17 protein-coding genes are annotated in these 25,384 nt (G+C 72.6%); 5 read left to right on the top strand and 12 right to left on the bottom strand.

Annotated elements, in window-relative coordinates:
- The first annotated feature begins 25 nt into the window (after window positions 1-25).
- Window positions 26-1,039 carry a LacI family DNA-binding transcriptional regulator gene (locus C4J65_RS25370; RefSeq protein WP_115744464.1) on the top strand — a complete coding sequence of 338 codons (1,014 nt, stop codon included), beginning with the start codon at window positions 26-28 and terminating at the stop codon, window positions 1,037-1,039.
- Window positions 1,040-1,110: 71 nt separating this feature from the next.
- On the opposite strand, the gene C4J65_RS25365 is transcribed toward C4J65_RS25370, so the two are convergent.
- From C4J65_RS25365 to C4J65_RS25340, 6 genes are all read right to left on the bottom strand, one after another.
- Window positions 1,111-1,845 (bottom strand): hypothetical protein, encoded by a 735-nt coding sequence (locus C4J65_RS25365; RefSeq protein WP_115744463.1) that lies wholly within the window; start codon window positions 1,843-1,845, stop codon window positions 1,111-1,113.
- Window positions 1,846-1,883: 38 nt separating this feature from the next.
- A complete protein-coding gene (locus C4J65_RS25360) occupies window positions 1,884-4,118 on the bottom strand; it encodes a glycoside hydrolase N-terminal domain-containing protein (RefSeq protein WP_115744462.1) in 2,235 nt (744 codons plus the stop codon).
- Window positions 4,115-6,085 (bottom strand): beta-galactosidase, encoded by a 1,971-nt coding sequence (locus tag C4J65_RS25355; RefSeq protein ID WP_115744461.1) that lies wholly within the window; start codon window positions 6,083-6,085, stop codon window positions 4,115-4,117. Before C4J65_RS25355 ends, C4J65_RS25360 begins: the two co-directional genes overlap by 4 nt.
- Window positions 6,085-6,957, bottom strand: a complete 873-nt coding sequence (locus C4J65_RS25350) for a carbohydrate ABC transporter permease (protein WP_162833625.1) — start codon at window positions 6,955-6,957, stop codon at window positions 6,085-6,087. The genes C4J65_RS25355 and C4J65_RS25350 overlap by 1 nt, the downstream gene beginning before the upstream one ends.
- A 98-nt stretch (window positions 6,958-7,055) precedes the next feature.
- The gene (locus tag C4J65_RS25345) at window positions 7,056-8,093 is read right to left on the bottom strand and encodes an ABC transporter permease subunit (RefSeq protein ID WP_115744459.1); all 1,038 of its coding nucleotides are present in this window, start codon (window positions 8,091-8,093) and stop codon (window positions 7,056-7,058) included.
- A gap of 27 nt (window positions 8,094-8,120) precedes the next feature.
- Window positions 8,121-9,806: an extracellular solute-binding protein gene (locus tag C4J65_RS25340; protein WP_115744458.1), complete on the bottom strand. Its 1,686-nt coding sequence runs from the start codon at window positions 9,804-9,806 to the stop codon at window positions 8,121-8,123.
- A 249-nt stretch (window positions 9,807-10,055) separates the two neighbouring features.
- Between C4J65_RS25340 and C4J65_RS25335 the strand changes: the two genes are divergently transcribed.
- Window positions 10,056-12,920 (top strand): glycoside hydrolase family 3 C-terminal domain-containing protein, encoded by a 2,865-nt coding sequence (locus tag C4J65_RS25335; protein ID WP_115744457.1) that lies wholly within the window; start codon window positions 10,056-10,058, stop codon window positions 12,918-12,920.
- Window positions 12,921-13,049: 129 nt separating this feature from the next.
- Here C4J65_RS25335 and C4J65_RS25330 read toward each other — a convergent pair whose 3' ends face one another.
- Complete coding sequence (locus tag C4J65_RS25330) at window positions 13,050-13,736, bottom strand: hypothetical protein (protein WP_162833348.1); 687 nt, start codon at window positions 13,734-13,736, stop codon at window positions 13,050-13,052.
- 272 nt (window positions 13,737-14,008) lie between these two features.
- Here C4J65_RS25330 and C4J65_RS25325 point away from each other — a divergent pair, with 272 nt between their 5' ends.
- Complete coding sequence (locus C4J65_RS25325) at window positions 14,009-14,422, top strand: cytidine deaminase (protein WP_115744455.1); 414 nt, start codon at window positions 14,009-14,011, stop codon at window positions 14,420-14,422.
- Between the two features lie 9 nt (window positions 14,423-14,431).
- Here the strand turns inward: C4J65_RS25325 and C4J65_RS25320 are convergent, their stop codons facing one another.
- From C4J65_RS25320 to C4J65_RS25310, 3 genes are all read right to left on the bottom strand, one after another.
- On the bottom strand, window positions 14,432-15,877 hold the full coding sequence (locus tag C4J65_RS25320; RefSeq protein WP_115744454.1) for an aldehyde dehydrogenase family protein: 1,446 nt from the start codon (window positions 15,875-15,877) through the stop codon (window positions 14,432-14,434).
- A 143-nt stretch (window positions 15,878-16,020) separates the two neighbouring features.
- Window positions 16,021-17,679 carry a PucR family transcriptional regulator gene (locus tag C4J65_RS25315; protein ID WP_115744453.1) on the bottom strand — a complete coding sequence of 553 codons (1,659 nt, stop codon included), beginning with the start codon at window positions 17,677-17,679 and terminating at the stop codon, window positions 16,021-16,023.
- 155 nt (window positions 17,680-17,834) lie between these two features.
- Window positions 17,835-19,970, bottom strand: coding sequence for an ATP-binding protein (locus C4J65_RS25310; protein ID WP_115744452.1), 2,136 nt, complete (start codon window positions 19,968-19,970; stop codon window positions 17,835-17,837).
- A 253-nt stretch (window positions 19,971-20,223) separates the two neighbouring features.
- Between C4J65_RS25310 and gabT the strand changes: the two genes are divergently transcribed.
- Window positions 20,224-21,558 (top strand): 4-aminobutyrate--2-oxoglutarate transaminase, encoded by a 1,335-nt coding sequence (gabT, locus tag C4J65_RS25305; protein ID WP_115744451.1) that lies wholly within the window; start codon window positions 20,224-20,226, stop codon window positions 21,556-21,558.
- Window positions 21,559-21,955: 397 nt separating this feature from the next.
- On the opposite strand, the gene C4J65_RS25300 is transcribed toward gabT, so the two are convergent.
- Window positions 21,956-22,789: a hypothetical protein gene (locus tag C4J65_RS25300; RefSeq protein WP_240330503.1), complete on the bottom strand. Its 834-nt coding sequence runs from the start codon at window positions 22,787-22,789 to the stop codon at window positions 21,956-21,958.
- Window positions 22,790-22,833: 44 nt separating this feature from the next.
- On the opposite strand from C4J65_RS25300, the gene C4J65_RS25295 reads away from it, so the two are divergent.
- Window positions 22,834-23,538 (top strand): phosphatase PAP2 family protein, encoded by a 705-nt coding sequence (locus C4J65_RS25295; RefSeq protein WP_162833347.1) that lies wholly within the window; start codon window positions 22,834-22,836, stop codon window positions 23,536-23,538.
- Here C4J65_RS25295 and C4J65_RS25290 read toward each other — a convergent pair.
- Window positions 23,477-25,330 (bottom strand): glycoside hydrolase family 18 protein, encoded by a 1,854-nt coding sequence (locus C4J65_RS25290; protein WP_205351060.1) that lies wholly within the window; start codon window positions 25,328-25,330, stop codon window positions 23,477-23,479. The genes C4J65_RS25295 and C4J65_RS25290 overlap by 62 nt on opposite strands.
- Window positions 25,331-25,384 lie beyond the last annotated feature (54 nt).

Raw genomic sequence — 25,384 nt, 5'->3', positions numbered from 1 at the left:
CGCTTCACAAAGCTTGGAGAGCTGGATGGTCACCCTCGCCGAGGTCGCCCAGCACGCCGGAGTCTCGGCGAGCACGGTGAGCTATGTCCTCAGCGGCAAGCGGTCCATCTCCACCACCACCCGGCAGCGGGTCGAGGAGAGCATCCGGAAGCTCGGCTACCACCCGAACGCCGGCGCCCGCGCACTGGCCAGCAGCCGGTCGAACATCATCGCCCTCATGATCCCGCTGCGCACCGACATGTACGTGCCGGTGATGATGGAGATCGCCATCGCGGTCGCGGCCGGCGCGCGCACCCACGGGTACGACATCCTGCTGCTCACCGGTGAGGAGGGCCCCGACGCGGTGCGCCGCGTCACCGGCAGCGGGCTCGCCGACGCGATGATCCTGATGGACGTCGAGCTCGACGACGAGCGGCTCCCCCTGCTGCGCGGCACCGACCAGCCGTCCGTCCTGATCGGCCTCCCCGCCGACACCGAGGGTCTCACCTGCGTCGACTTGGACTTCCGGGCGACCGGCGCGCTGTGCGTGGAGCACCTGGCGCAGCTGGGGCACCGCGATGTCGCCGTCATCGGCGAGGCAGCCGCCGTCTACGAACGGCACACCGGATTCGCCGAGCGCACCCTCGACGGGCTGCGCACGCGCGCCCGTGAGCTGGGCCTGCGGCTGCTGCACCGGCCCTGCGAGGGCGGGTACGACGCGATGGCCGCGACGCTGGCCCGCATCTTCGACGAACGCCCGGACACCACGGGCTTCGTCGTGCAGAACGAGTCGGCGGTCGAGCCGTTGCTCGCCCTGCTGCGCCAGCAGGGCCGGGCGGTGCCGGAGGACGTGTCGGTGGTCGCGGTCTGCCCGGAGCAGGTCGCCACCCAGGCCTCGGTGCGGCTCACCTCGGTCGCGCTGCCCGCGCAGGAGATGGGCCGGCGGGCCGTGGAACAGCTGGTCGCCAAGCTCGAGGGCCGCGGCAGTGACGAGGTCGTGCTGCTCGCACCGGAGCTGACCGTCCGGGCCAGCTCGGGGCCGGCGCCCGTCCGGCCCTAGGGGTGTCGTTCGGAGAGCGCGGGGGCCGGTCCCGGGACCGGCCCCCGCGCCGTGGCGTGCGGGCGCGGTGGTCAGCCGCCGCTGACCGTCAGGTGGTCGGTGCGGAAGTCGAGGCCGCCGGCGGACGAGGTGATCTCGTAGCCGAACTGCACGTCGCCGATGGTCTCGTTGCCCATCCAGCCCTTGGTGTCCTTGATCCACTTCAGGATCGGGAGGATGTTCACGGTGCCGGAGTTCGAGTCCGAGGTGCGCAGGAACGAGAAGACCTCGTTGGCACCGTTGTCCCCCTTGTAGACGTTCCAGGTGTGGCCGCCGAGGCTGACGGTCCCCTGCGCGGTGCCGAGGGGGCCGACCGCGCCGTTGTGGTTGACCCAGAGCATGATCTCGTAGTCGTAGTCCGTGTCCCAGATGTCGTACGAGGTGTTGTACGCGCCGGAGGACGGGACCGTGACGCTGTAGCTGCTGCTGAGTGAACCGAGCGAGGTGATCGGCTTGTTGATCACCTTCTTGGCGTTCGGGTAGGACTTGATGCCGCCGGTGTTGGGGTGGTCCGCCCAGACGCCCCAGTTCGTACCGGAGTTGGCCCAGACGCACTGGCTGCCGGCCCCGGAGCCCCAGATGTTGTTGTAGAGGGTGTAGCCGTTCAGGCTCGTGTTGCCCCACTGGTCGCAGGAGTTCCAGACGGCGGCCTGGGCGGGGGCGGCGGCGAGGCCGACGGTGGCGCCGAGCGCGAGGGCCGGGGCGAGGAGAGCGGTCAGGGTGCGCGTGCGGGCGCGGGTGCGGGTGGGGCGCGTGCGTGGTGCCATGGCGTTTCCTTCCATGGGTGGGGGGAGGTGCGCTGGTGCTACCGCGCCTTGACGCTGATGACGCGGTCCTCCCCGGCGACGAGGTCGAGCGGTTCGGCGCCGGAGGGGGTCCGGAGTTCGATGCGGCGGGTGCGGGCAGGGTGCAGGACGGCCGTCGCGCTGCCGTCGCGCTCCCAGGTGAGGTCGAGCACGGCCCCGAACCGCGTGCGTACGCCCCTGAGTTCGCCCTGCGGGCAGGAGGCGGGGAGGGCCGGGAGCAGGACCAGCCGGCCGGGGGTGGAGTGCACGAGCATCTCGACGAGCACGGCGGGCAGGGCGTGTGCTGCGTCCGCGTTGTAGACGTCGCGGTGGGGGTAGTGCGCGCTCATGAGGGACGCGTGGAAGTAGTCGCCGCCGAGCACCTGTCCCAGGGCGTGCGCGACCCCGGCTCCGTCCCGGAGGCGGGCCGCGATCAGCGCGTGGTGGAGGTGCCCGTGGGCGGAGTCGTTCTCGGCGCCGCGCAGGGTGAGGGCGCGGTGGGCCGCCTGGGCGAGGCCCGGGGTGTCGTACGGGTTGATCTCGTCCAGCGGCCAGACGCCGTAGAGGTGGCTGAGGTGGCGGTGGTCGTAGGTGTCCGCCAGGCCGGGCCACGCCCACTCGGCGAGGGCGCCGTCGGCGTTGACCCGGTGCGCCGGGAGGCGGTCGGCGAGGGCGCGCCAGCGGTCGGCGTGCTCGGGGTGGCGGTCGGCGGCGGCCAGCAGGGCGTGCCGGGCGGCGGAGAGGTCCATGGCCGCGTTGAGGGCGCCCCAGCTCGCGCCCGCGGGACGGTTCTCGGGCGAGTAGGAGGGGACGACGACCAGCCGGCCGTGCTCGTCGCTGCGCTGGAGGAAGTCCTCGTAGAAGAGGGCGACTTCGGCCAGCACGGCGGTGGTCCGGGGGTCGTCGGTGCCATGGGTCTCGTCGTGGTCGAGGAGGGGCTTGAGCAGCCAGTCGGCGCCCGCGGTCCACAGATGCAGCGGGTACTCGCGACTGAAGTGGTACGTGTGGCCGCACGCGCCGTCGGTGTGCGAGGGCGCGACCACGCCCCTGGCGCCGAAGATCTCTCGGGCGTTGTCCCGCCAGTCGGGCAGTTGCCGGTGGACCAGCGCGGCGTGGGCCTCGGTGACCTCGGGGAGGGCGGCGGCCGCGGCGGAGGCGGTCTGGAGGTTGAGGTTGGCGTTGGTGGTGAAGGCGCCGGACCATGCGGTGTTCCAGTCGCCGGTCCACAGGCCGGTGAGGCGGGGCGGGAGCAGGCCGCTCGCCGAGAGCAGGTGGTAGCGGCCGGCGGCGAAGAGGCGTTCCAGGAGGGCGGGGCCGCCGGGCCGGGCGAGCAGTTCCGAGCCCGGCAGGGCGCGTTCGGCGGGGTCGGCGGCGAGGTCGAGGGTGACGCGGTCGTAGGCGGTGCGGTGCCGGGTCAGGTGCCGGGCGAGGAGGCCGTCGTAGGAGGCCGCGGACGAGGTGCCGTCCAGCAGGTCGCGCAGGGCGCGGCTCTCGGCGACCGTGTCCAGCTCGCCGGTGTGGCGGTGCACCCGGGTGAGCAGCAGCACCTCGGTGGCGGCCTCGACGAGGACGCCGGGCGGTACGAGCCTCACGGTGCCGCCGTTGACGGCGGCGAGGGCGACACCGGTGTAGGCGAGGCCGCTGCCGGGATAGCGGGCACGCAGGGTGAGCAGGGCGCCCTCGGGGGCGAGGACGGCGCCGTGGCCGATGCGGAGCCCGGCGGGGGCGCCGGGGAGACGGGGGTCGAGGGACAGGTCGAGGGTGAGGTGCCGAGCGGTGACGCGCTGGACGATCACGTCGTCGGCGCGGGAGACGAAGACGCTGCTGGTCCAGTCGCCGCGGGTGGCCGTGATCTCGCCGGTGGTGAAGTCGACGGCGCGGCGGTAGGGGGCGTGGGTGTGGTGGGTGTGCTGGGTGTCGGTGCCCGGTGGTCGGTTCAGGCGCAGTTGGAAGGCCGGGTGGAAGGGGCGCACCCATTGCAGCGGGCGGCCGTCGGTGAAGTCCTCGGCGGCGGTGGTGTCCCCGGCCAGCAGGCGGTCCTGGAGGGCGGGGAGCCCGGCGGCCAGCGCGGGCGGGCGGCGGTGTTCGTCGTCGCCGTCGGGGCGGACGAGGGTGTGGTGGGTGACGACGACCCGGTCGGTGTCCGGATCGCCGAACACGAGGGCGCCGTGACGGCCGTTGCCGCTCAGGAAGGCGTCCTCCCAGCGGGCGGCGGGCTCCGGCTCCCAGGTGCCGTGGACGGGCGTGGCGCTCATGGCTTCAGCACCGCCGCGCCGTAGCGGCCGAGGGTGATCCGGTCGGTGGCCGTCGTCTCGGTCAGCAGGTCGTGGTGGGTGCCCGGGAGGTCGACGGTGACCGGTTCGCGGCCGTGGTTGAGCAGGAACAGCAGGTCACCGCGCCGGACCGCCTCGACGCCGTCCCGGAGTCCGTCGAGCACCGGCCGGACGCCCGCGTCGGCGGCGGCGCGGGCCAGCAGCGCGCGCAGCGGGTCCGGCTCGGGGAGCGTGGAGAGGTACCAGGCACGGCCCTTGCGCAGGACGGCCGGCAGTCCGTCGAGTTCCCCGCCCTGGTAGGCGATGGTCTCGTCGGCGGTGCCGTCGGGCTCGAGTTCCTCGGACCACAGGGTGCCGCGCAGGCCGCCCTCGCACTCGGCTGTCCCACCCGGCCGGAGCGGCCACCACTCGTGCACGGTGCGGATCCCGAACAGCTCGCGCAGCCGTACGTCCATGGCGCCGGGCCGGATCCGGTCGTCCTGGTCGGCGACACCGGTCAGGAAGCCGCAGACGAGGGTGGCGCCCCGACGCACCTGGGCGAGGAAGTTGTCGACGGCCGCGTCGGTGAGGAGGTAGAGCTGCGGGACGACCACGAGCCGGTAGCCGGTCAGGTCGTGGGAGGGGTGGGCGAAGTCGGTGGTGAGACCGGCCTGCCAGAGCGCGCGGTGCCAGGCGCGGAGCACGTCCGGGTAGTCGACCTCGCGGGAGGGCCGGGCCTCCTGGTCGCCGGCCCACCAGGAGTCCCAGTCGTGCAGGACGGCGACGTCGGCGGCGACCGCGCCGCCGCTGACGTGCGGGGCGATCCGGGCCAGATCCGCGCCGAGCTGCTTGATCTCCTGGAAGGTACGCCCCCGCTCCCCCGCGTGGGAGACCATCCCGGAGTGGAACTTCTCGGCGCCCTGCCGCGACTGGCGCCATTGGAAGTAGCAGACGGCGTCGGCGCCGCGGGCCACCGCCTGGAGCGACCAGAGGCGGTTGAGGCCGTGCGGCTTGGGGTGGTTCACGCCGCGCCAGTTGACCGGACCGGCGGCCTGTTCCATCAGCATCCACGGGCCGCGGGCCTGGGAGCGGGTCATGTCCTGGACGAGGGCACCCTCCTGGGCGCCGAACGGGTCGCGCGGGTCGGGGTAGAGGTCGACGGAGACGACGTCCTCCTCCTCGGCCCAGCGCCAGGCGTCCTGGCCGGACCACAGCGGCATGAAGTTGGTGGTGACCGGGATGTGCGGGGTGTGGCGGCGGACGATGTCACGCTCGGCGGTGTAACACTCCAGGAGCATGTCGGAGGTGAAGCGCCGGAAGTCCAGGACCTGGGTGGGGTTCCTCAGGTAATGGGCGCGGCGGGGCGGGGCGACCTCGGCCCAGTCGCCGTAGCCCTGGCTCCAGAAGGCGGTGCCCCAGGCGGTGTTGAGGGCGTCCAGGGTGCCGTAGCGGTCCTGGAGCCAGCGGCGGAAGCGGGTGGCGGCCTCGTCGCCGTGGTCGTAGGTGCAGTACTCGTTGTTGATGTGCCACATGGTGAGCGCGGGGTGGCTCCCGTACCGCGCGGCCAGCGCCTCGGTGACGGCGGCGGCGTGGTGGCGGTAGGTGGTGCTGGAGTGCGAGAAGTGCTGCCGTCCGCCCCACCACTCGGTGCGGCCGTCGGCGTCGCGGGGCAGGGTGTCGGGGTGGAGGTGGCCCAGCCAGGGCGGGGGCGAGGCGGTGGGGGTGGCGAGGACGACGCCGACGCCGGCCTCGTGCAGCAGGTCCATGAGCCGGTCCAGCCAGCCGAAGTCGTGGACGCCGGGCCGTGGTTCGAGTTTCGACCAGGAGAAGACGCCGAGGGTGACGGAGTTGACGCCCGCGGCCCTCATCAGGCGTATGTCTTCGGGCCAGGTCTCCTCGGGCCACTGCTCGGGGTTGTAGTCGCCGCCGTAGAGGATGCGGCGGCCGGTGGCGTCGGAGAGGTTCGGCATCAGCCCTTCACCGCCCCGGTGAGCATGCCCTTCCTGAAGTGGCGCTGGACGAAGGGCGACAGGACGGCGACCGGCAGCAGGGCCATGACCATGACGGCCATCTGGACGGCCAGTCCGGACAGTTCACCGGTCTTGATGGCCTGGCCGAGGCCGACGGGCGCCTCCTGCTTCTGCACCAGCTGGATCATGACGTTCTGCAGGGGCAGCATGTCCTGGTCGTTCAGGTAGAGGGAGGCGTTGAACCAGGCGCTCCAGTAGCCGACGGCGTAGAAGAGGGTGATCACCGCGACGACCGCGCGGGACAGCGGCAGGACGATCTGCCACAGGATGCGCAGGTCCCCGGCGCCGTCGATGCGGGCGCTGTCGATCAGTTCCTGGGAGATACCCATGAAGAAGCCGCGCAGCACCAGGATGTTGAAGACGCTGATCGCGCTCGGCAGGATCAGCGCGAGGTAGCTGTCGGTCAGGCCCAGGGACTGCACCAGCAGGTAGGTGGGGATGAGGCCCGCGCTGAAGAACATCGTGGCGAGCAGCACCATGAGGATCCAGCGGTGGCCCAGCGAGCCGGTGCGGGAGAGCCCGTAGGCGCACAGTACGGACACCGCCATGGAGAACAGGGTGCCGACGAGTGTGACGCCGATGCTGACGAGGGCGGCGCGGGTGACCTGGCCGCCGCTGAGCAGCTCCTGGTAGGCGACGAAGGTGATGTCCTTGGGGATCATCACGAGGCCGCCCGCCTCGTCGATGGACCTGCGGCTGGACAGGCTGGTGACGACGACGATCCACAGCGGGAAGAGGATGCCCAGGCAGGCCAGGAGCAGCACGAGCCCCTTGCCGGCGAGTCCGGCCCGGCTGGGCTCCTCCTCCCACACGGGGCGGGGCGGGGCCGCCCACGGGCGGCGGGGCCTCGGTGCGGGCGGATCGCTCGCGGCGGTCGTGTCCCGTACGGCCGTCGCTTCGGGTACGGCAGTCACTTCTTGTACACCCCCTGCTCGCCCATGAGGTGGGCCACCTTGTTGGCCACCAGGACCAGGCCGAGGCTGATGACGCCCTTGACGAGCCCCGCGGCGGCCGCGTAGCCGAAGTCCTGGTTGCGTACGCCGTTCCACCACACGAAGGTGTCGAGGACCTCGGCCGCGCCCGGTCCCACGGCGTCGCGTTGCAGCAGGATCTGTTCGAAGCCGACCGTCAGGGCGTCGCCGACGCGCAGCACCAGCAGCAGGGCGATCACCGGGCGCAGCGCGGGCAGCGTGACGTGCCACATGCGGCGCCAGCGGTTCGCGCCGTCCATCGCGGCGGCCTCGTACAGGTCGGGACTGACCGAGGCGAGGGCGGCGAGGAAGACGATGATCCCCCAGCCGGCGTCCTTCCACACGCTCTGCGCGGTGACCAGGAACTTGAAGGTGTCCGGGTCGGTCATGACGCCGAGCCCGTCGTACCCGTGGTCGCGCAGCAGCTGGGACAGCAGCCCGGCGCCGCCGAGCAGCTGCTGGAAGACGGCGATGACCAGCACCCACGAGAAGAAGTGCGGCAGGTAGAGGATGGCCTGCGAGATGGCCCGCACCCGGGGCCTGACCACGCTGTTGATGAGCAGCGCGAGCGCGATGGGGATCGGGAAGTAGAGCACGAGCTGGAGCAGGAAGAGCACGAGCGTGTTGCGCACCGAGTTCCAGAAGGCGGAGTCCTCGAAGATCCGCTGGAAGTTCTCCAGGCCCACCCAGGGGCTGTGCAGGATGGAGACGATCCCGTTGTCGCTGATGTAGGGGTCGTACTCCTGGAAGGCGACGACGTTTCCCAGGATCGGCACGTAGTTGAAGAGCAGTACCAGCAGCACGGCCGGCAGCGTCATCAGCAGGAGCAGGCGGTCACGGCGCAGCCGCAGCCGCAGGCTCAGCTTCCCCGGGTGCCGCTTCTTCCCCCGGGGACCGGTGGCGTCGCCGGACGCCACCGGGGTCTTCTTCGTCGCATCGGCCTCGGTCCTGGTCCGAGGCACCGTGCTGTGGGACACGGTGGTTCTCCTTGCCTCGGTACCTGGTCAGCCGGCCGCCGGACCGTTCTCGTCGAGGATCTTCTGGTACCAGTCGCGCAGCTTGTCCCCGCCCTTGCTCTTCCAGTCGGAGACGGCCTGCTGCATGTCGCCGATCTTCTTGCGGCCGCGGACGATGTCGTCCTCCAGCTGCTCGAAGTCGTTGGAGAGGTTGGTGTAGCGGGCGGGCTCGACGATCTGCATGCCGTAGAACGTGGGCTTCTTGGTGACGGCGCCCGTCCGTTGCTGCCACTCGACCTGCCCCTTGGCGACCTCGGGGAAGTCGGGGTGGGCGATGGTCGCCGCGGGGCTCGCGACCATCACGTAGGCGTTCATCACGTCGATGTTGCCCTGGTCGGTCTTGGTGGGCACGCCGTCCTCGACGGTGTAGTGGGTGCCCTCGACGCCGTAGTTGGTGGCCATGTACTCCTTGGTGCCGTACGGCGCGGCGGTGACGTTGGCGACGGCCAGCACGTCGCGGATCACGGACTTGGACGCCTTCTTGTTGACGAAGGCGAAGATGCTGGCCGGGTTCTGCGCCCACAGCGTGGGCGCACCGCCGTCGTGCCCGAAGAAGTCCATGCCCCAGATCTTGAACTCGGGGTTCTGGATGGCCTGTTCCGCGGTGCGGCTCCACCACTGGGAGATGTCCTGGTTGTAGACGAGGAACTCGCCGGCGGCGAACTTGGGTCCGGGGTCTGCGGCGTTGGACTTGCCGAGTTTGGCGTCGGGGTGCACGACCCCGGCGGCGAACAGCTTGCGCGTCCACTCCAGCGCCTCGAGGTACTCGTCGGTCTCGGCGCGGTAGATCAGCTTGCCGTCGGCCTGGTTCCAGCCGAGCGACTTCTCGTTGCCGGAGAGCACACCGAAGGCGTTGAAGGCGGTCCACTTCATGTCCAGGCAGGCCCAGCGCTTGGCCCTGGCGTTGGTGGCGTCCTTGGCCATCGCCATGAACTCGTCGCAGGACCGGGGGACTTCGTAGCCCTCCTTCTCGAAGATGTCCTGCCGGTACAGCGGCAGGATGCCGGACACGTACGAGGACGGCATCGGCAGGCCGAGCAGCTTGCCGCCGAAGATGGAGCGCTGCCAGGCGTCGGTGGGGATCGCGGCGAGGTTCGGGTACTCCTTGACCGCGTCGCCGGAGAGGTAGGGACCGAGGTCGGCGAACTTGCCGATGATGGCGCTGGGTATCTTGCCGGTCATGTTCCAGCCGGGGACGACCACGACGTCGGGCACCTCGCTGGAGGCGAGGACCGCGCCGAGCTTCTGGTCGTAGGTGTTGCCGTCCTGGTTCTGCCAGGCCACGTCGACGCCGATGAGGTCGTTCATCGCCTTGTAGTAGGCGTTGTCGTCCTTGGGCGGGGACCCCCAGAACGGCGACATGACGGTGACCCGGCCACCCTTGCCGAGCTTCTCGGGGACCGAGGTCTTCAGGTCCGCGAGGTCGAGTTTGCTCGTGAAGCCGACCGCGGAGCCGTTCTTGCTCGGGATGTCGGGCGTGACCACGCCCGCCGCCACGTAGGCCGGCAGCAGCTTCTCGGCGTCCTTGCCCGACGTGGTGCCGTCGCGCGAGCCTCCGTCGGATCCGCCGCAGGCGGAGAGCAGCGGCACCCCTCCCGCCACCGCTGCGGTGGCGACCGCGGTGGAGGCGAGGAAACTTCTCCGGCTGGGACCGGAGGCGGCGTTCGGCGTCATGTGCGTCAACCCTTCGTGCCTTCGTGGCACACCAGGACACCCGACGGTGGCCGTCGGCTGCGGTGTCGTGAGGGAACTGAGAACAGCTCGTGTCGAAGCGCTTCGATGTTGCAGCGAGGTTAAGTTAACCCCTCGGGGCACACAAGGGTCGTTCCCAAGATTGGTCCGCGTCTTGACACCCACACAGGGCTGCACGGAGCATCGAAGCGCTTCGACGTCCTGCCCGCTCCACCACAAGGGGACCCTCAGGTGACCGCACCCACGCCGCCGTTCCGTGATCCGCAACTGCCGTTCGCGAAGCGCGTCGACGACCTGATGTCGCGGCTCACGCTCGACGAGAAGACCGCCTTCCTGCACCAGTTCGGGCCCGCGGTCGAGCGGCTCGGCATCGCCGCCTTCCGCACCGGCCAGGAGGCGCTGCACGGCGTGGCCTGGATGGGCCCGGCGACCGTGTTCCCGCAGGCCGTGGGGATCGGCGCCACCTGGAACGAGGATTTGGTGCGGCGGATCGGCGAGGCGGTGTCCAAGGAGGCCAGGGCGATGCGCGCGCGGGACGACCGCGTCGGCCTCAACGTCTGGTCCCCGACGGTGAACCTGCTGCGCCACCCGCTGTGGGGCCGCAACGAGGAGGGCTACTCCGAGGACCCGAGGCTCACCTCCGCCGTCGCCACCGCCTACACCCGGGGCCTGCGCGGCGACCACCCGGCGTACTGGCGCACCGCACCCGTCCTCAAGCACTGGCTCGCGCACAACAACGAGACCGACCGGGACACCTCCTCGGCCTCCGTCCGTCCGCGCGTCCTCCACGAGTACGACCTGCGGGCCTTCCGCGACACGGTCGAGGCGGGCGCGGTGGCCGGGGTGATGCCGGCCTACAACCTGGTCAACGGCCGCCCCAACCACCTCTCCCCGTACCTCGGCCGGCACCTGCGCACCTGGACGCGGGAGGATCTCCTGGTCTGCTCGGACGCGGGCGCGCCCTCCAACCTGGTCGACTCGGAGCACTACTTCGACACCCACGAGGAGGCGACCGCCGCCGCGCTGCGGGCCGGGGTGGACAGCTTCACCGACCACGGGACGGACTCCTCGAGGATCGTCGCCCGGGTCCGGGGCGCCCTGGACGCGGGCCTGCTGACGGAGGCGGACGTGGACGCGGCGGTACGCCGTCAGCTGTCGGTCCGCTTCCGGCTGGGCGAGTTCGACCCGGAGCACGATCCGTACGCGAGTGCGGCGGAGACCGCCGGGGACTTCGACACGCCGGAGCACCGGGTACTCGCCCGGGAGGCGGCCGAGCAGGCGGTGGTCCTGCTCAGGAACGACGGGGTGCTGCCGCTGGCCCCCGACACCCGCGTCGCCGTCGTCGGACTGCTCGCCGACGAGTGCAAGCTCGACTGGTACAGTGGCACGCTCATCCACCGCTCCACTCCGCTGGAGGGCCTGTACGAGCGGTTCGGCGCCGACCGCGTGAGCTTCGCGGAGGGCGTGGACCGGGTACGGCTGCGCACGGCCGACGGCAGGTTCCTGCACGTCCTCGCGGCGGACGACGCCCCCGCCGAGGCGCGCGGCACGGAGGGCGCCCTGGACCCCGCCCTGCTGGCCGGCCGCACCGACCTGCCGCCCCTGACCACCGACGCCGTCGGCACCGAACTGGCGCTCATCGACTGGGGCGAGGGCGTGCTCACCCTGCGCGCGCCCGACGGCCGGTACCTGTCCGTCGCCGAGGACGGCTTCGTGCGCGCCTCCGCCGACCAGCCCGGGGGCTGGATCGTGCAGGAGACCTTCCGGCTGGAGCCCCACGACGACGGTCACCTCCTGAGGCACGCGGGAACGGGTCGTCCCGTCCAGGTCGCCGCCGACGGCGTGAAGGTTGCCGCGCCGGACGCGGGCGCCGGGGACGACACGGACGCCGAGCTCTTCGAGCTGGTCGTCGTCGAGCGCGGCGAGGACGCGGTGACGCGGGTGGCGGCCGGGGCGGACGTGGTCGTCGTGGTCGCGGGCAACGACCCGCACATCAACGGCCGGGAGACCGAGGACCGTACGACGCTGCGGCTGCCCGCCCACCAGGAACGGCTGCTGCGCGCGGCCCGCGCCGCCAACCCGGCGACCGTGCTGGCGCTGGTGTCCGCCTACCCGTACGCGGTGGACGTCGAGACGCTCCCGGCGGTGCTGTGGACCGCGCACGGCGGGCAGGCGGCCGGCACCGCGCTGGCCCGGGTCCTCGCCGGGGACGTCTCCCCCGCGGGCCGGCTCCCGCAGACCTGGTACGCCGACGACGCCGACCTGCCCGGCCTCCTCGACTACGACGTGATCGGCGGCCGCCAGACCTACCTGTACTTCGAGGGGACACCGCTGTTCCCCTTCGGGCACGGCCTGTCCTACGCGTCCTTCGGGTACGGGGACCTGACGGCGCAGGTGCGGGACGGGACGGTGGCCGTGTCCTTCACGGTCACCAACACCGGGGAGGTGTCCGCCGACGAGGTGGCCCAGCTCTACGTCCGTGCCGAGGCACCGTCGGTGCCGCGCCCGCGCCGGGAACTGCTGGCCCACCGCCGGCTCACCCTGGCCCCGGGGGCGTCGGACCGGGTCTCCTTCCAGGTGCCGCTGTCCGCCCTCGAGTTCTGGGACGTCGCGCACGACCTGTGGCGGCTGGAGCCGGGGCCGTACGCCCTGCTGGTGGGTGCCTCCAGCGAGGACGTGCGCCTGTCGACGACCCTGACCCTCGACGGCGAGCCCGCGGCACCGCGCCCGGTGGGCGTCCGCGGCCTGGCGGCCGTCGACTTCGATGAGCAGAGCGGCACGGAGATCGTCGACCGGACGAGGGCCGCGGGCGACGCGCTGACGGCGGCCTCCGGACGAACGGGCGAACTGCTCTACCGGGACTGCGACTTCGGCACCGGGGTGAGCGGGGTGACCGTGTCGGTCGCGGGTGCGGGCTCGGTCGAGGTCGCCCTCGGCGGGGGCCCGTGGACGGCGGCGCTGTCACCGCAGGCCCCGACCGCGGGGCCGTACGACTACGTGGAGCTGGAGAGCGCCTTCGCCGCCGAGGGCGTCCACGATCTCCGCATCAGGCTGCGCGGCGCTCTGCGGCTCGCGCACGTCGGCTTCTCCGGTTGAGGGTCCGGAGAAGTCCGGCACGGGGACGGGGCCCGGCACCGGTGACCACCGGTACCGGGCCCCCGACTCGCCGCCCGCCCGGACCGGTTCCGGTTCCGGTTCCGGTTCCGGTTCCGCTTCCGGATCTTGTCAGGAGTGCTTCATGATCTGGTAGTTGATACGCCGACGCGTCTGCCTGCCGATCCGCTGGGCCACGCCGGACAGCCAGCGCTCCAGATCCTCGGGCTGCGGCTTGCCCCGCACCTTCTCGGCCATGAACCGGCCGGACTTGTCATTGAGCGTCCAGACACCGCCGATGCGGTACAACTCGCCGCTGACGCGGCCCTTGGGGTTGTGCGTGGTCCTGCCGGTCACCTGGTCGAAATGGGCCGCGATCGTGGGGTGGCCCATGTTCTCCAGGCCGCCGGACAGGTCGTCGGCGGTCATCCCCGGCTGCTTCGTCCGCATTCCGGCGAGCAGTCGGTCGAGCTGGGCCCTGGGGATGAGCGAGGCGACATCCTCACTGCCCAGGGAGATCTCCCCGTCCTCCGTCACGGCGTACTGCCACTTCGCGCCCTCGGGGCTGTTGTCGAGGTCCCGGCCGCTGAACTCGCCCAGCGGCACCCACAGGGGGTTCAGCCGTACGTCGCCCGCGTCGTCGATCTCGTGGTCCTTGGTCTTCTTCGGCGGCACCGCCTGCCCGGCCGTGTGGTCGAGCTCCGCGGGGGAAGCACGCTGGACCGGGTGCGCCCGGCCGCTCGGGCCGCTGGAGACCAAGCGGGACACGGCCTGGTTGCCGGCGGACCGCTGCAGGTTCATGGCAACGTCGGTGGACATGGGCCGGTTGCCCGGCGCCGGGGCCGCTTCGGCCTGCCGTTCCTCCCTTCGCACCAGGGAGGCGAGAGGCACTTCGTCGGGCTTGGCTTTCCAGGCGTGTGCCAACGATCCGTTCCCTTGGCGTCGGGTGCTTTGGCGCGACCCTCCCGCGAGGCTGTGCCTATCATCCGAACAGAAGAGCAACACCACACGACCAGCAGCGGAACTTACGCGTCCGTGGACCGGCCGAGGGCCCGGCCCGACGCCGTCCGACACCTGACAAGGCAGAGACGATGCCCTCGCAGACGAACCCCGTCGACCACGAACTCATCGAGGCCGCGGCGCACGTGGCCCGCACCCGTTGCCGGGGCGACAACCACACCATGGCGGCCGCGGCCCGCGCCCGGGACGGCCGGATCGTCACGGCCGTCAACGCCTACCACTTCACCGGCGGCCCCTGCGCCGAGCTGGTCGTCGTCGGCTCGGCGGCGGCCCAGGGCGTGTACGAGCTGCGGACGATCGTCGCGGTCGGGGACCGTGAGCGCGGGGTCGTCCCACCGTGCGGCCGGTGCCGTCAGGTCCTGCTCGACTACTTCCCCGGCCTCGAGGTGATCGTCGGTGACGGCGACCGCGTCCGCGCGGTCCCCGTCACCGACCTGCTGCCCGAGACGTACGTCTGGGCGGACCACCAGCTCGACGCCGGATGAGACGAGACGTCAGAGGGCGAGTCCGGTGAGGACCAGCACCCGCTCGTAGGTGTAGTCGTCCATCGCGAACTTCACGCCCTCGCGGCCGACGCCGGACTGCTTGGCACCGCCGTAGGGCATCTGGTCGGCGCGGTAGGAGGGGACGTCGCCGATGACGACGCCGCCGACCTCCAGGGCGCGGTGGGCGCGGAAGGCGGCCTGCAGGTCGTGGGTGAACACGCCTGCCTGGAGGCCGTACTTGGAGTCGTTGACGGCGGCGAACGCCTCGGCCTCGCCGGTCACCTTCCGCACGCTGAGGACCGGGCCGAAGACCTCCTCGCGGGCGAGGGTGGTGTCGGCGGGCAGCTCGGTGAGGACGGTCGGGGTGTAGGAGGCGCCGTCGCGCTTGCCGCCGGTGAGGAGCTTCGCGCCCGCGTCGACGGCCTCCCGCACCCACGTCTCCACGCGCTCGGCGGCGGCCTCGCTGACCAGCGGGCCGACGTCCGTCGCGTCGTCGTTCGGGTCGCCGGTGACCTGGGCCTCGACGGCGGCGACGATGCGGGGCAGCAGGCGGTCGTAGACGGCGGCGTCGGCGATCACGCGCTGCACGGAGATGCAGGACTGGCCGCCCTGGTAGTTGGAGAAGGTCGCGATGCGCGCCGCGGCCCGGTCCAGGTCCTCGTCGCTCGCCCAGTCGGCGAGGACGACGGCCGCACCGTTGCCGCCCAGCTCCAGCGTGCAGTGCTTGCGCGGCACCGAGTCCATGATCGCGTAGCCGACGGTCTCGGAGCCGGTGAAGGAGATGACCGGCAGGCGCTCGTCCTGGACGAGGGCGGGCATGCGGTCGTTCGGGACCGGGAGGATGCTCCAGGAGCCGGCGGGCAGGTCGGTCTCGGCGAGCAGCTCGCCGAGGATCAGGCCGGACAGGGGCGTCGCCGGGGCCGGCTTGAGGATGAGGGGCGCGCCGGCGGCGATCGCGGGGGCGATCTTGTGGGCGCACAGGTTGAGGGGGAAGTTGAAGGGCGCGATGCCGAGGACCACGCCCTTGGGGAAGCGGCGGGTGAGCGCGAGGCGCCCCTGGCCGCCGGCGTCGGTGTCCAGGCGCTGGGCCTCGCCGCCGTTGAAGCGGCGGGCCTCCTCGGCGGCGAAGCGGAACACCGAGACGGCGCGGCCGACCTCGCCGCGGGCCCACTTGACGGGCTTGCCGTTCTCGGCGGAGATCAGGCGGGCGATCTCCTCGGTGCGCTCCACCAGGCGGCGGCTGACGTGGTCGAGGGCGGCGGCCCGTACGTGGGCCGGGGTGGCGGCGAACTCGTCCCGTACGGCGTACGCGGCGGCCACGGCCTCCTCGACCTGGGCGTCGGTGGGGAGGCTCACCGTGCCGACGGTGGTGCCGTCCCAGGGGGACGTGACGTCGAAGTCGGACTCGCCGGTGGCCTGGCGGCCGGCGAGCCAGAAGGCGTGGGTGGAAGTCATTGTCGAGTCCCGGCCCTTCCGCGTTGGGGGTGGTGGGGTGTGCGCCGTGCGGGTTCCACGGTAGGGCGGGGCGGGGCGGCGGGTGTTTGTCCGGGGTGTAGTGGTGGGTGGGCGGTGTTCGACGTGGTGGCCAGGTGAGGGCGTTACTCCGGTGCCGTTGTCTTCAGGGCCAGCCACAGCTCCATGCGGACGTCCGGGTCGTCCAGGGAGCGGCCGAGGATCTCCTCGACCCGGCGCATCCGGTAGCGCAGGGTGTGGCGGTGGACGCCGAGGTCGGCGGCGGCCGCGTCCCACTGGCCGTGGCGGGAGAGCCAGGCGCGCAGGGAGGCGACCAGGTCGCCCCGGCCGGTGGCGTCGTGCTCGTGCAGCGCCCGCAGCAGGCCGTCGGCGAAGGCGCGCACCGCGTCGTCGGCGAGCAGCGGCAGGACCGAGCCGGCCGCCACGTGCTCGTGCTCCACACAGACGCGGCCGCGCCGGCGGGCCACCGAAAGGGCCTGCTGGGCCTGCTTGTAGGCGGCGGACGCGGCGATGGGCCCGGACGGTGCCGAAAGACCGACGACCAGGCTCTCCTCGTCGCCGCCCGCCAGGGGCTCGGCGGCCGGGCGGGCGGCCTCCAGCGCCGACGCGTGCTCGACGCAGGCGGCGACCGCCGCGCCCCCGTCGGTGGCCAGCACCACCAGGCGTTCCCCCTCGGGGACGACCAGCACCGCCTCGCCGGAGCGGGCCGCCGCGGACTCCGCCACCTCGGCGAGCGCGGCGAGGGTGCCGAGCGGGTCGCCGCCGGGGTCGCCGCCCGTCTCACCGGCGGTGTGCCCGGTCGTGGCGGCCCTGTTCCTGGCCGCCCCCGACTCGGCGACGATCATCCGGAACGGCGCGTCCAGCAGGCCTCCGTACAGGTCCCCGGCGACCGTGCGCGCGTGGTCGGGTTCGCCGGCGAGCAGCATGCGCAGCACGGCCGCGTCGATGCGCAGCCCGGCCTCGTGCAGGGAGCGGGAGCGTTCCGTGGTGAGGGTCAGCAGGGCGATGGCGGAGTGGACGGCGTACCGCTCGGCGGTGCCCAGGGCGGCGGCGGTGCCGACGGCGAGCGCGGAGCGGGGTCTGCGGGAGGTGCCCAGGGAGTGCAGCTCGACCCGGTCGGCGTTCTCGGAGTGCTCGGTGTTCCCCGCTCCGCCGACCACCGACGAGGCCGGTGCGGGTCGCTCGCGCAGCCGCCGCACGTCCGCGGTGAGCCGGGCGGCCCTCCTCCCCGCCCACTCCGGTGCGGTGGCGACGACGGCGCCCGAGGCGTCGTACAGCGCCGCCCAGCCGTCGACCTGCGCGGCGAGCCCGGCCAGCAGCCCCTCCGGGCCGTCGGTGAGGGTCCGCCGGGTCAGCTCCCGCTGGGCGGCGAAGCCCGCCGTGACCGCGCGGTACTGGTCGGCGGCGATGGCGGCGGAGACGGCCTTGCTGATGGCGAGGAAGGGGGTGCGGCGCGGCACCTCGATCAGCGGCAGCCCCTCCTGCCGGGCGGCGTCCACCAAGGCCTCGGGGATGTCGTCGTAGTTGACCCCGACGGCGAATCCGAGGCCCACCACTCCGGCGCCGGCCAGCCGCTTCACGTACCGGTGCATCGCGTCGGGGTCCTCGGCGTCCAGCTTGAGGGCGGTGATCAGCAGCAGCTCCCCGCCCTCCATGTAGGGCACGGGGTCGGCGAGTTCGCTGACGTGGGCCCAGCGCACCGGCACGTCGAGGCGGTCCTCGCCGGCGCGCACGGTCAGCTTGAGCGCCGAGTGGTGGACGAGCGAGGCGAGCGTCGGGGGCATGGGTGCCTTGGCCTTCGGGTCTGCGTGCGGGGGCGAGGCTGGGGTCGCGGAGTCGGTGTGGAGTCGCTGTGATCTTTTGGCCGCCGCGTATGAACGACCTGTGCCGATTCTGCCTCACTGTACGGTCCCGGGGGCCCGCCCGCGGCCGGCACGGCTCACCCGCGCAGATCCACCAGCAGCGGCGGCGCGTGCTCCCCCTTGACGCTGGTCAGCGACAGCACCGCGTGCCCGGCCGGCACGGCGTGCGCCAGCTCGGAGGCCGACCAGCGTTCCCGCTCGACCTGGCGGACGGTCACCGCGCGCGCGGTGGGCGCCTTGCCGGTGATCACCCGGCGGAGCATGTGCACGGCCTTGCCCGCCGGGGTCTCGGCGATGATCTGCCGGTCGGTGACGTCGCGGGCCTCGGTCCACTCCTTGCCCCACACCTCGGCGAAGTCCTGCCCGTCCCAGGGGGTGAGCCCGGACAGCGCCATCCGGCACCCGATGGCCCCGAGCAGCGGTCCGCGCAACGGGCGCGGTACGTCGTCCAGGGTGCGCAGGGTCAGGACCACGCCGGCCCCGGCCGAGCGCAGCCGCTGCACGCCCCGTACCGCCTCCGGCGTCACCACGCCGCTCGCGTCGTCCAGTACCAGGCAGGCGAACAGCGACCGGTCCTCCCGCACCGAGACGCTCGCGGTGAACTGGGCGAGCACCAGCCGGGCCAGCATCCGGGAGGCGTCGGCGTGGCCGCGCTGGGGAAGGTCGATGCGGACCCGCACCGGGTGGTCGAGGGCCTTGAGGGAGAACGGCCGGGACTGTCCGGAGGTGTCGAAGAACGGGGCGAAGGCGGGGCGGTCAAGGAGCGCCACCCGGTCGGCCAGGACGCCGCCCACGTCGCCGGGCCGGCCCTGCTGCCGCTCGCGCGCGTCCAGCTCGCGCAGCAGGGACTCCAGACCGGCCGCCCGCAGTCCCTCGCGCAGTTCGGCCAGGGGTCCGGGCGCGCCGTCCAGCAACTGCCGCAGTTCGGGCACGCCGGGGAAGCGGCCGTGGACCGCGCGGAAGGGGCCGAGCAGCTGGGCGAGGACGGTGGTGGAGCGGCGGGTGTCGCCGCCCTGGTGCTGGTCGGTGAGGTCGCCGGCCAGGGCCTCCGCGAGTACGACGGCGGCCTCGTCGGGGTCGGTGGTGCCGCCGTACAGGTCCAGGTCGTACACGGAGTCCGGGTTGCCGATCCGGACGACGACGTCGTACGCGTCCGTCGGGCCGAGGTCCGCGCCCGCCGCGCCGACCACGACGACCGCGGCGCCCCCGGCGAGCGCGTGCAGGCACAGCGACTCGGTGAGCGGACGCACCAGGCTGCCGGTCTTGCCGGAGCCCGCGGGTCCTACGGCGAGCAGCGAGGTGCCCAGCAGGTCGGGCCCGAGGGCGAGACCGGCACCGCGGTAGGCGTAGGGGTTGCGGGCGTCGTCGGCGGCCGTGCCGATGCGCACCTGGCCGGTGACGAGGTCGTGCCGGGCCTGCCGGGCGGGCAGGTCGCGGGCGCCGGAGGGGTGCGGGCAGGCGGCGGAGCCGTGGCTGAGCACGGCGCCGGTGAAGGTGGCGAGGCTGTGCCGGCCGCGCTGCACGCCCTGCCAGGCGCGGGCGATGCGGGCGTGGTCCACGTCCCGCATGAGTCCCGAGCGGGCGTCGGCGGCGAGCCGCTCGGCGGCGTCTTGGGCCCCGGCGGCACGGAGCGCGGGCCACGCGGCGGGGTCCTCCTCGGGGGCGGGCGCGGGAACCGCGCCGGGGACGGCACGGCGCCAGGCGGGCGGGCCGTAGCGCCGCCAGATCTCGCCCCAGCGGCCGAGCCGCCCGACGCCGACCATGATGATGCCGGCGATCAGGACGTAGTAGGCGTAGACGACCACGACCGAGGCGAAGCTGTGCGGCTCGGCCCAGGAGTCCGGGATCATCGCGAAGAGGGGCAGCAGCCACCAGCCGCCCAGGTAGCCGTTCCAGAGCAGCGACCAGATCAGCCAGCCGACCAGGAACGCGATCACCGCACCGCTCAGCAATTGTCGGCCCGGCACCCGCTCGGGCTCCTCCGCGGGCCGCGGCCGGTGCCCGAACCGCCACACACCCGGCAGCGCCTGCGGGCGCGGGGTGCGCAGCCAGGTCAGGAAGGCCGAACCGTCCGGGGCCCCCGGTGCCCGCGCCGGCCGGGGCGGCACCGCGGGTGCCTCGGGGGGCTTCGCGGGCACCTCCGGGGGACTCGCCGGACGCGGCACCGGATTCGCATGCGTGCCCCGCGCGTCCCGGGTCCCGTCGCCGTCCATCGCCCTTGCCCCCTGACCTGCCGCTCCGTCCACCATCAGCGAGCCAATCTAACGCCCTCCCAAGGGGAGTTCACCGCTTACGCGGCCGGGCCCGCGTCGACGTGTCCATATGTCGCCGTTCCCGACACCTGTCCATGTCGGACAACCGGCCGCGCGGACAACGCCCACATGGAGCATGCCCACCCCACGGCGCCGGTCCTAGCCTGCGAGAAAAGAAGTCAAACGTTTGCCCGCACGACCCCAGGAGCCCCCCATGACCGCAGTTCCGCAGGAGCGCCGCGTCGTCACCGCCATTCCCGGCCCGAAGTCGCAGGAGCTGCAGGCCCGCCGTACGGCCGTGGTCGCGCAGGGTGTGGGCTCCACGCTGCCCGTCTTCGTCGCGCGCGCCGGTGGCGGTGTCGTCGAGGACGTGGACGGCAACCGTCTGATCGACTTCGGTTCCGGCATCGCGGTAACCTCGGTCGGCGCCTCCGCCGAGGCCGTCGTGCGCAGGGCGTCCGCGCAGCTCGCCGACTTCACCCACACCTGTTTCATGGTGACGCCGTACGAGGGCTACGTCGCCGTCGCCGAGGCGCTGGCCGAGCTGACGCCGGGCGACCACGCGAAGAAGTCGGCGCTGTTCAACAGTGGCGCCGAGGCCGTGGAGAACGCCGTCAAGATCGCGCGGGCGTACACCAAGCGGCAGGCCGTGGTCGTCTTCGACCACGGGTACCACGGCCGGACCAACCTGACGATGGCGCTGACCGCCAAGAACATGCCGTACAAGGACGGCTTCGGCCCCTTCGCGCCGGAGGTGTACCGCGTGCCGGTCGCCTACGGCTACCGGTGGCCCACGGGTGCGGAGCACGCCGGTCCGGAGGCCGCCGCGCAGGCGATCGACCAGATCACCAAGCAGGTCGGCGCTCAGAACGTGGCCGCGATCGTCATCGAGCCGGTGCTCGGTGAGGGCGGCTTCATCGAGCCGGCCAAGGGCTTCCTGCCCGCGATCAGCCGGTTCGCCGAGGACAACGGCATCGTCTTCGTCGCGGACGAGATCCAGTCCGGCTTCTGCCGCACCGGTCAGTGGTTCGCCTGCGAGGACGAGGGCATCGTCCCGGACCTGATCACGACGGCGAAGGGCATCGCGGGCGGTCTGCCGCTGTCCGCCGTCACCGGCCGCGCCGAGATCATGGACGCCGCGCACTCCGGCGGCCTCGGCGGCACCTACGGCGGCAACCCGGTGGCGTGCGCGGGCGCGCTCGGTGCCATCGAGACGATGAAGGAGCTGGACCTCAACGCCCGGGCGAAGGACATCGAGGCGGTCATGAAGTCCCGCCTGGCCGCCATGGCCGAGAAGTTCGACGTCATCGGCGACGTCCGGGGCCGCGGCGCGATGATCGCCATCGAGCTGGTCAAGGACCGCGACACCAAGGAGCCGAACCCGGAGGCGACCGCCGCGCTCGCCAAGGCCTGCCACCAGGAGGGCCTGCTGGTCCTGACCTGTGGCACCTACGGCAACGTGCTGCGTTTCCTGCCCCCGCTGGTGATCGGGGAGGACCTGCTGACCGAAGGTCTCGACATCATCGAGCAGGCCTTCACCCGCATCTGAGCACGGATGCCGAACGCGCGTCCGAGCCACGTTTCGCACGCCTGGCGGAGCCGACGGCAGAGCGTGTGAAGAAGGTGTGCGGGGTGGATGTCAGGACGCCGATGGACCTGTCCTGAGCGCACCCCCTGCCGTAGGTTCTACGCAGATGAGAGATGGACCCGCCCACAGGGGACTGTGGGCGGATCATCAGGACGAGGCTTCCCCAGCTTCGACCTGGTCGTGCCTCGCGCACACAACCGGAGCCCACGGGTTCCGGCTTCCTCACCGATCGGACGGTCGCCCGCCCCAAACCCCCCGGGGCGCGCGGCGTTCCGGTCAGGACGGCCGCCTCGGCACTCGGGACGGTGGTTCACCGAAGGGCCGGCACACTCCCCCCCTTGTGCCGGCCCTTCGGTGTTCACTCCCCCGGTTCTTCTCGGGTTTCCTCGCCCGGTTCCTCCCCGGTGACGCGGGCCAGCAGGGTTCGGGCCTCGCCGGTGCGCGGATGCGCCGCGGGCAGCCACCGCTCGCAGTCGGCCAGCGACCGTCGTACGGCGTCCTCCGCCTCGGCGCGGCGGCCCAGACCGTGCAGGGCCTCGGCGGCGACCAGGTCCGGGTACCCGGCGGCATAGCGGGGCGGCGGCGGCAGGCTCCGGCGCACCTCGGTCAGCGCCTCCTCGTGGCGGCCCTGCCCGTTCAGGCTGCGCGCCAGCGTGGTGTGCAGGACGCCGACGGCGGGTCCCTTCGCCCGGGGCAGGTTGCCGCGGGCCACGGCCTCCGCTTCCTCGTGGCGCGCCAGCCCGCACAGCACGGTGGCCAGGTGTCCGAGGGTGTTGATCTCCAGCGCCGCCACCGGGGCGCGGTGGGCGATCCGGTTCAGCTCGCGCAGGACGCCGTTCGCCTCGGTCTCCGCCTCCGCGTACCGCCGCAGGCCGGACAGGGCCACCACGCGATTGCTGCGGGCGATCAGTCGCAGCATCTGCGAGTTGAGGCCGACCGGCTCCAGTTCCGCGATCAGCGTGTCCAGTTCGTCCAGCGCCTCGGCCATCCGGCCGTGCATGACGGCCGCTCCCGTGGCCAGCACCCTCGCCTCCCAGTGCGGCGGACGCCTGCGCCAGGGGCGCCGCGGGAGCGCGGCCAGCGTCCGGGCCTCGGCCTCGACCTCCTCGTACCTGCCCTCACTGGTCATCGTCTTCAGCCGGGCGAAGGTTTCTCCCCACTGACTGTCCCGTGCCGTTCGTATGGTCGTCACGGGCGGTGAGACTACGCGAGGCCGGGCCTGCGAAGCTGGGCGTCATGCCGGTCTCCGCCCCGCCACGCGCCCTGTCCGCCCTCGTCGGACTTCCCGTGCTCCTCTTCGCGCTGATCACCTGGCAGGTCGTCGCCGACGGCCCCCTGGTCGGGGTGGACGAGCGGCTGAGCGGGGCGCTCGTCCACCCGGACCGGTTCTCCGAGCTGCTGTCCGACCTCGGCAATGTGCAGGTGGCGGTGCCGGTCCTGGTCGTGGCGCTGGCGTACGTGGCGTGGCACGGGCGGGCCGGAGGCGTGCACCTCTGGTGGCTGCCGCCCCTGGCAGGTGTCCTGGCGATGGCGCTGGTGCCGGCCTTGGTCGCGCCGCTGAAGGAGTGGACCGACCGCCCCGGCACCCCGGCGGTGCCGCCCGCGACCGGCTACTACCCCTCGGGCCACACCGCCACGGCCCTCGTCGCGTACGGCGCGGCGGCGGTGCTGCTGCTCGGGCGGCTGCGCGCGCCGGCCGTACGCCGGACGCTGGTCGTGCTGTGCGCCCTGCTGGTGCTCGGCACCTCCTACGGGCTGGTGCGGCGGGGCTACCACTGGCCCCTGGACGTGGTGGCGAGCTGGTGCCTGGGAGTGGTGCTGCTGACCGGGGTCCGGCTGGTGGACCGCCGGATTCCACCCGGCCGGACCCCGCGCGACGTCAGCCGAAGTACGCGTCGAAGTTCTTCTGGAACTCCCAGTTCGAGTAACGGTCCCAGTTGATCGACCACGTCATCAGGCCGCGCAGGTCCGACCAGGTGCCGTGGGTGGCGTACGAGCCGCAGTCGGTCTTCTTGGTCAGGCAGTTGAGCGCCTTGTTGACCTCGGCCGACGAGACGTGGCCGTTGCCCGCCTGGGTGGAGGCCGGCATGCCGATCGCGACCTGGTCCGGGCGCAGCGGCGGGAAGACGTTGTTCGCGTCGCCCGCGACCGGGAATCCGGTGAGCAGCATGTCGGTCATGGCGATGTGGAAGTCGGCGCCACCCATGGAGTGGTACTGGTTGTCGAGGCCCATGATCGAGCCGGAGTTGTAGTCCTGGACGTGCAGCAGGGTCAGGTCGTCGCGCAGGGCGTGGATCACGGGCAGGTAGGCCCCGGCCCGCGGGTCCTGGCCGCCCCACTTGCCGGTGCCGTAGTACTGGTAGCCGAGCTGGACGAAGAAGGTCTCGGGCGCCATGGTCAGCACGAAGTCCTCGCCGTACTTGGCCTTCAGGGTCTTCACGGCCGAGACGAGGTTGACGATGACGGGGGTCTTCGGGTTCTTGAAGTCCGTGTCGTCGGCGTTCAGGGAGAGCGAGTGGCCCTCGAAGTCGATGTCGAGACCGTCCAGGCCGTACTCGTCGATGATCGCGGAGACGGAGGAGACGAACTTGTCGCGGGCGGCGGTGCTGGTGAGCTGGACCTGGCCGTTCTGGCCGCCGATGGAGATCAGCACCTTCTTGCCGGCCGCCTGCTTGGCCTTGATCGCCGCCTTGAACTCGGCGTCGCTCTCCACGTTCGGGCACTCTCCCCCACTCTCGGCTTCGCTCGAGCGGGAGGTGCCCCCATCCGGGCAGCGTTCGAAGCGGATGTCCCCGGAGGTGACCGAGGTGGGCTCGCCGAAGGCCAGGTCGATGACGTCCCAGCTGTCGGGCACGTCGGCCATGCGCGTGTAGCCGGAGCCGTTGGCGAAGCTGGCGTGGAGGTAGCCGACCAGGGCGTGGGCCGGGAGGTCGGCGGAGCCGCCGCCGTCGTCCGGGCGCTGGGCGGTGGTCGCCGTGACCGTGGCCGAACGCGCCGACTCACCCGCGTCGTTGACCGCCGTGACCTGGAAGGAGTACGCCGTCGACGGGGTCAGGCCGGACACCGTGGTGGAGGTGCCGGTGACGGTGCTGACCTTGGCGCCGTCGCGGTAGACGGCGTAGCCCGTCGCGCCCGGCACCGGTGACCAGGACAGGGCGACGGAGGAGGAGGTCACCGAGCCGGTCTTCAGACCGCCGGGGACCGCCGGGGGCTGCTGCGTCTCGCCGCCGGGGCCGGTGAGGGAGATGTCGTCGGCGTGGTAGGCGCCGGTGCCGTACCAGCCGTGGGTGTAGATGGTGACCTTGGTGGTCGAGGGGCCGGTGCGGAAGCTGGTCGTCAGCTGCTGCCAGTCGGGGGCGGACTGGGCCCAGGTGGAGACGTCGGTGGTGCCGGTGCCGCTCGCACCGAGGTACACGTAGGTGCCCCGGACGTATCCGGAGAGCGTGTACTGCGAGTCCGGTTTGACGGACACCGTCTGCGAGCAGCGGGCGTTGTCCGCTCCGGCCGGGGTGGCCTTCAGGGCCGACGTGCCGCCGTGCACGGGCGAGGTCACGGTGGTGCCCGCGGTACAGGTCCAGCCGTCGAGCGCGGACTCGAAGCCGCCGTTGCGGGCGAGGTCCGCGTCGGCCGCACGGGCGGCCGACGTGAGCGCGGTCAGGCCGGACGCGGCGAGGGCCGCGGCCGTGAGCAGGGTGACGAGGGGGCGGCGGGCGAGAGGTCTGGCGCGTTGCACAACTGCGCGTTCCACAAGTACCTCCGGGCATGGGGGAGATGGGGAGGGTGGAGC

Origin of the sequence: Streptomyces sp. CB09001 (assembly GCF_003369795.1) — a bacterium.
In the GTDB taxonomy this organism is placed as follows: domain Bacteria; phylum Actinomycetota; class Actinomycetes; order Streptomycetales; family Streptomycetaceae; genus Streptomyces.
The sequence above is the reverse complement of the archived record's forward strand: the minus strand, read 5'-3'. Positions and strand labels throughout refer to the sequence as shown.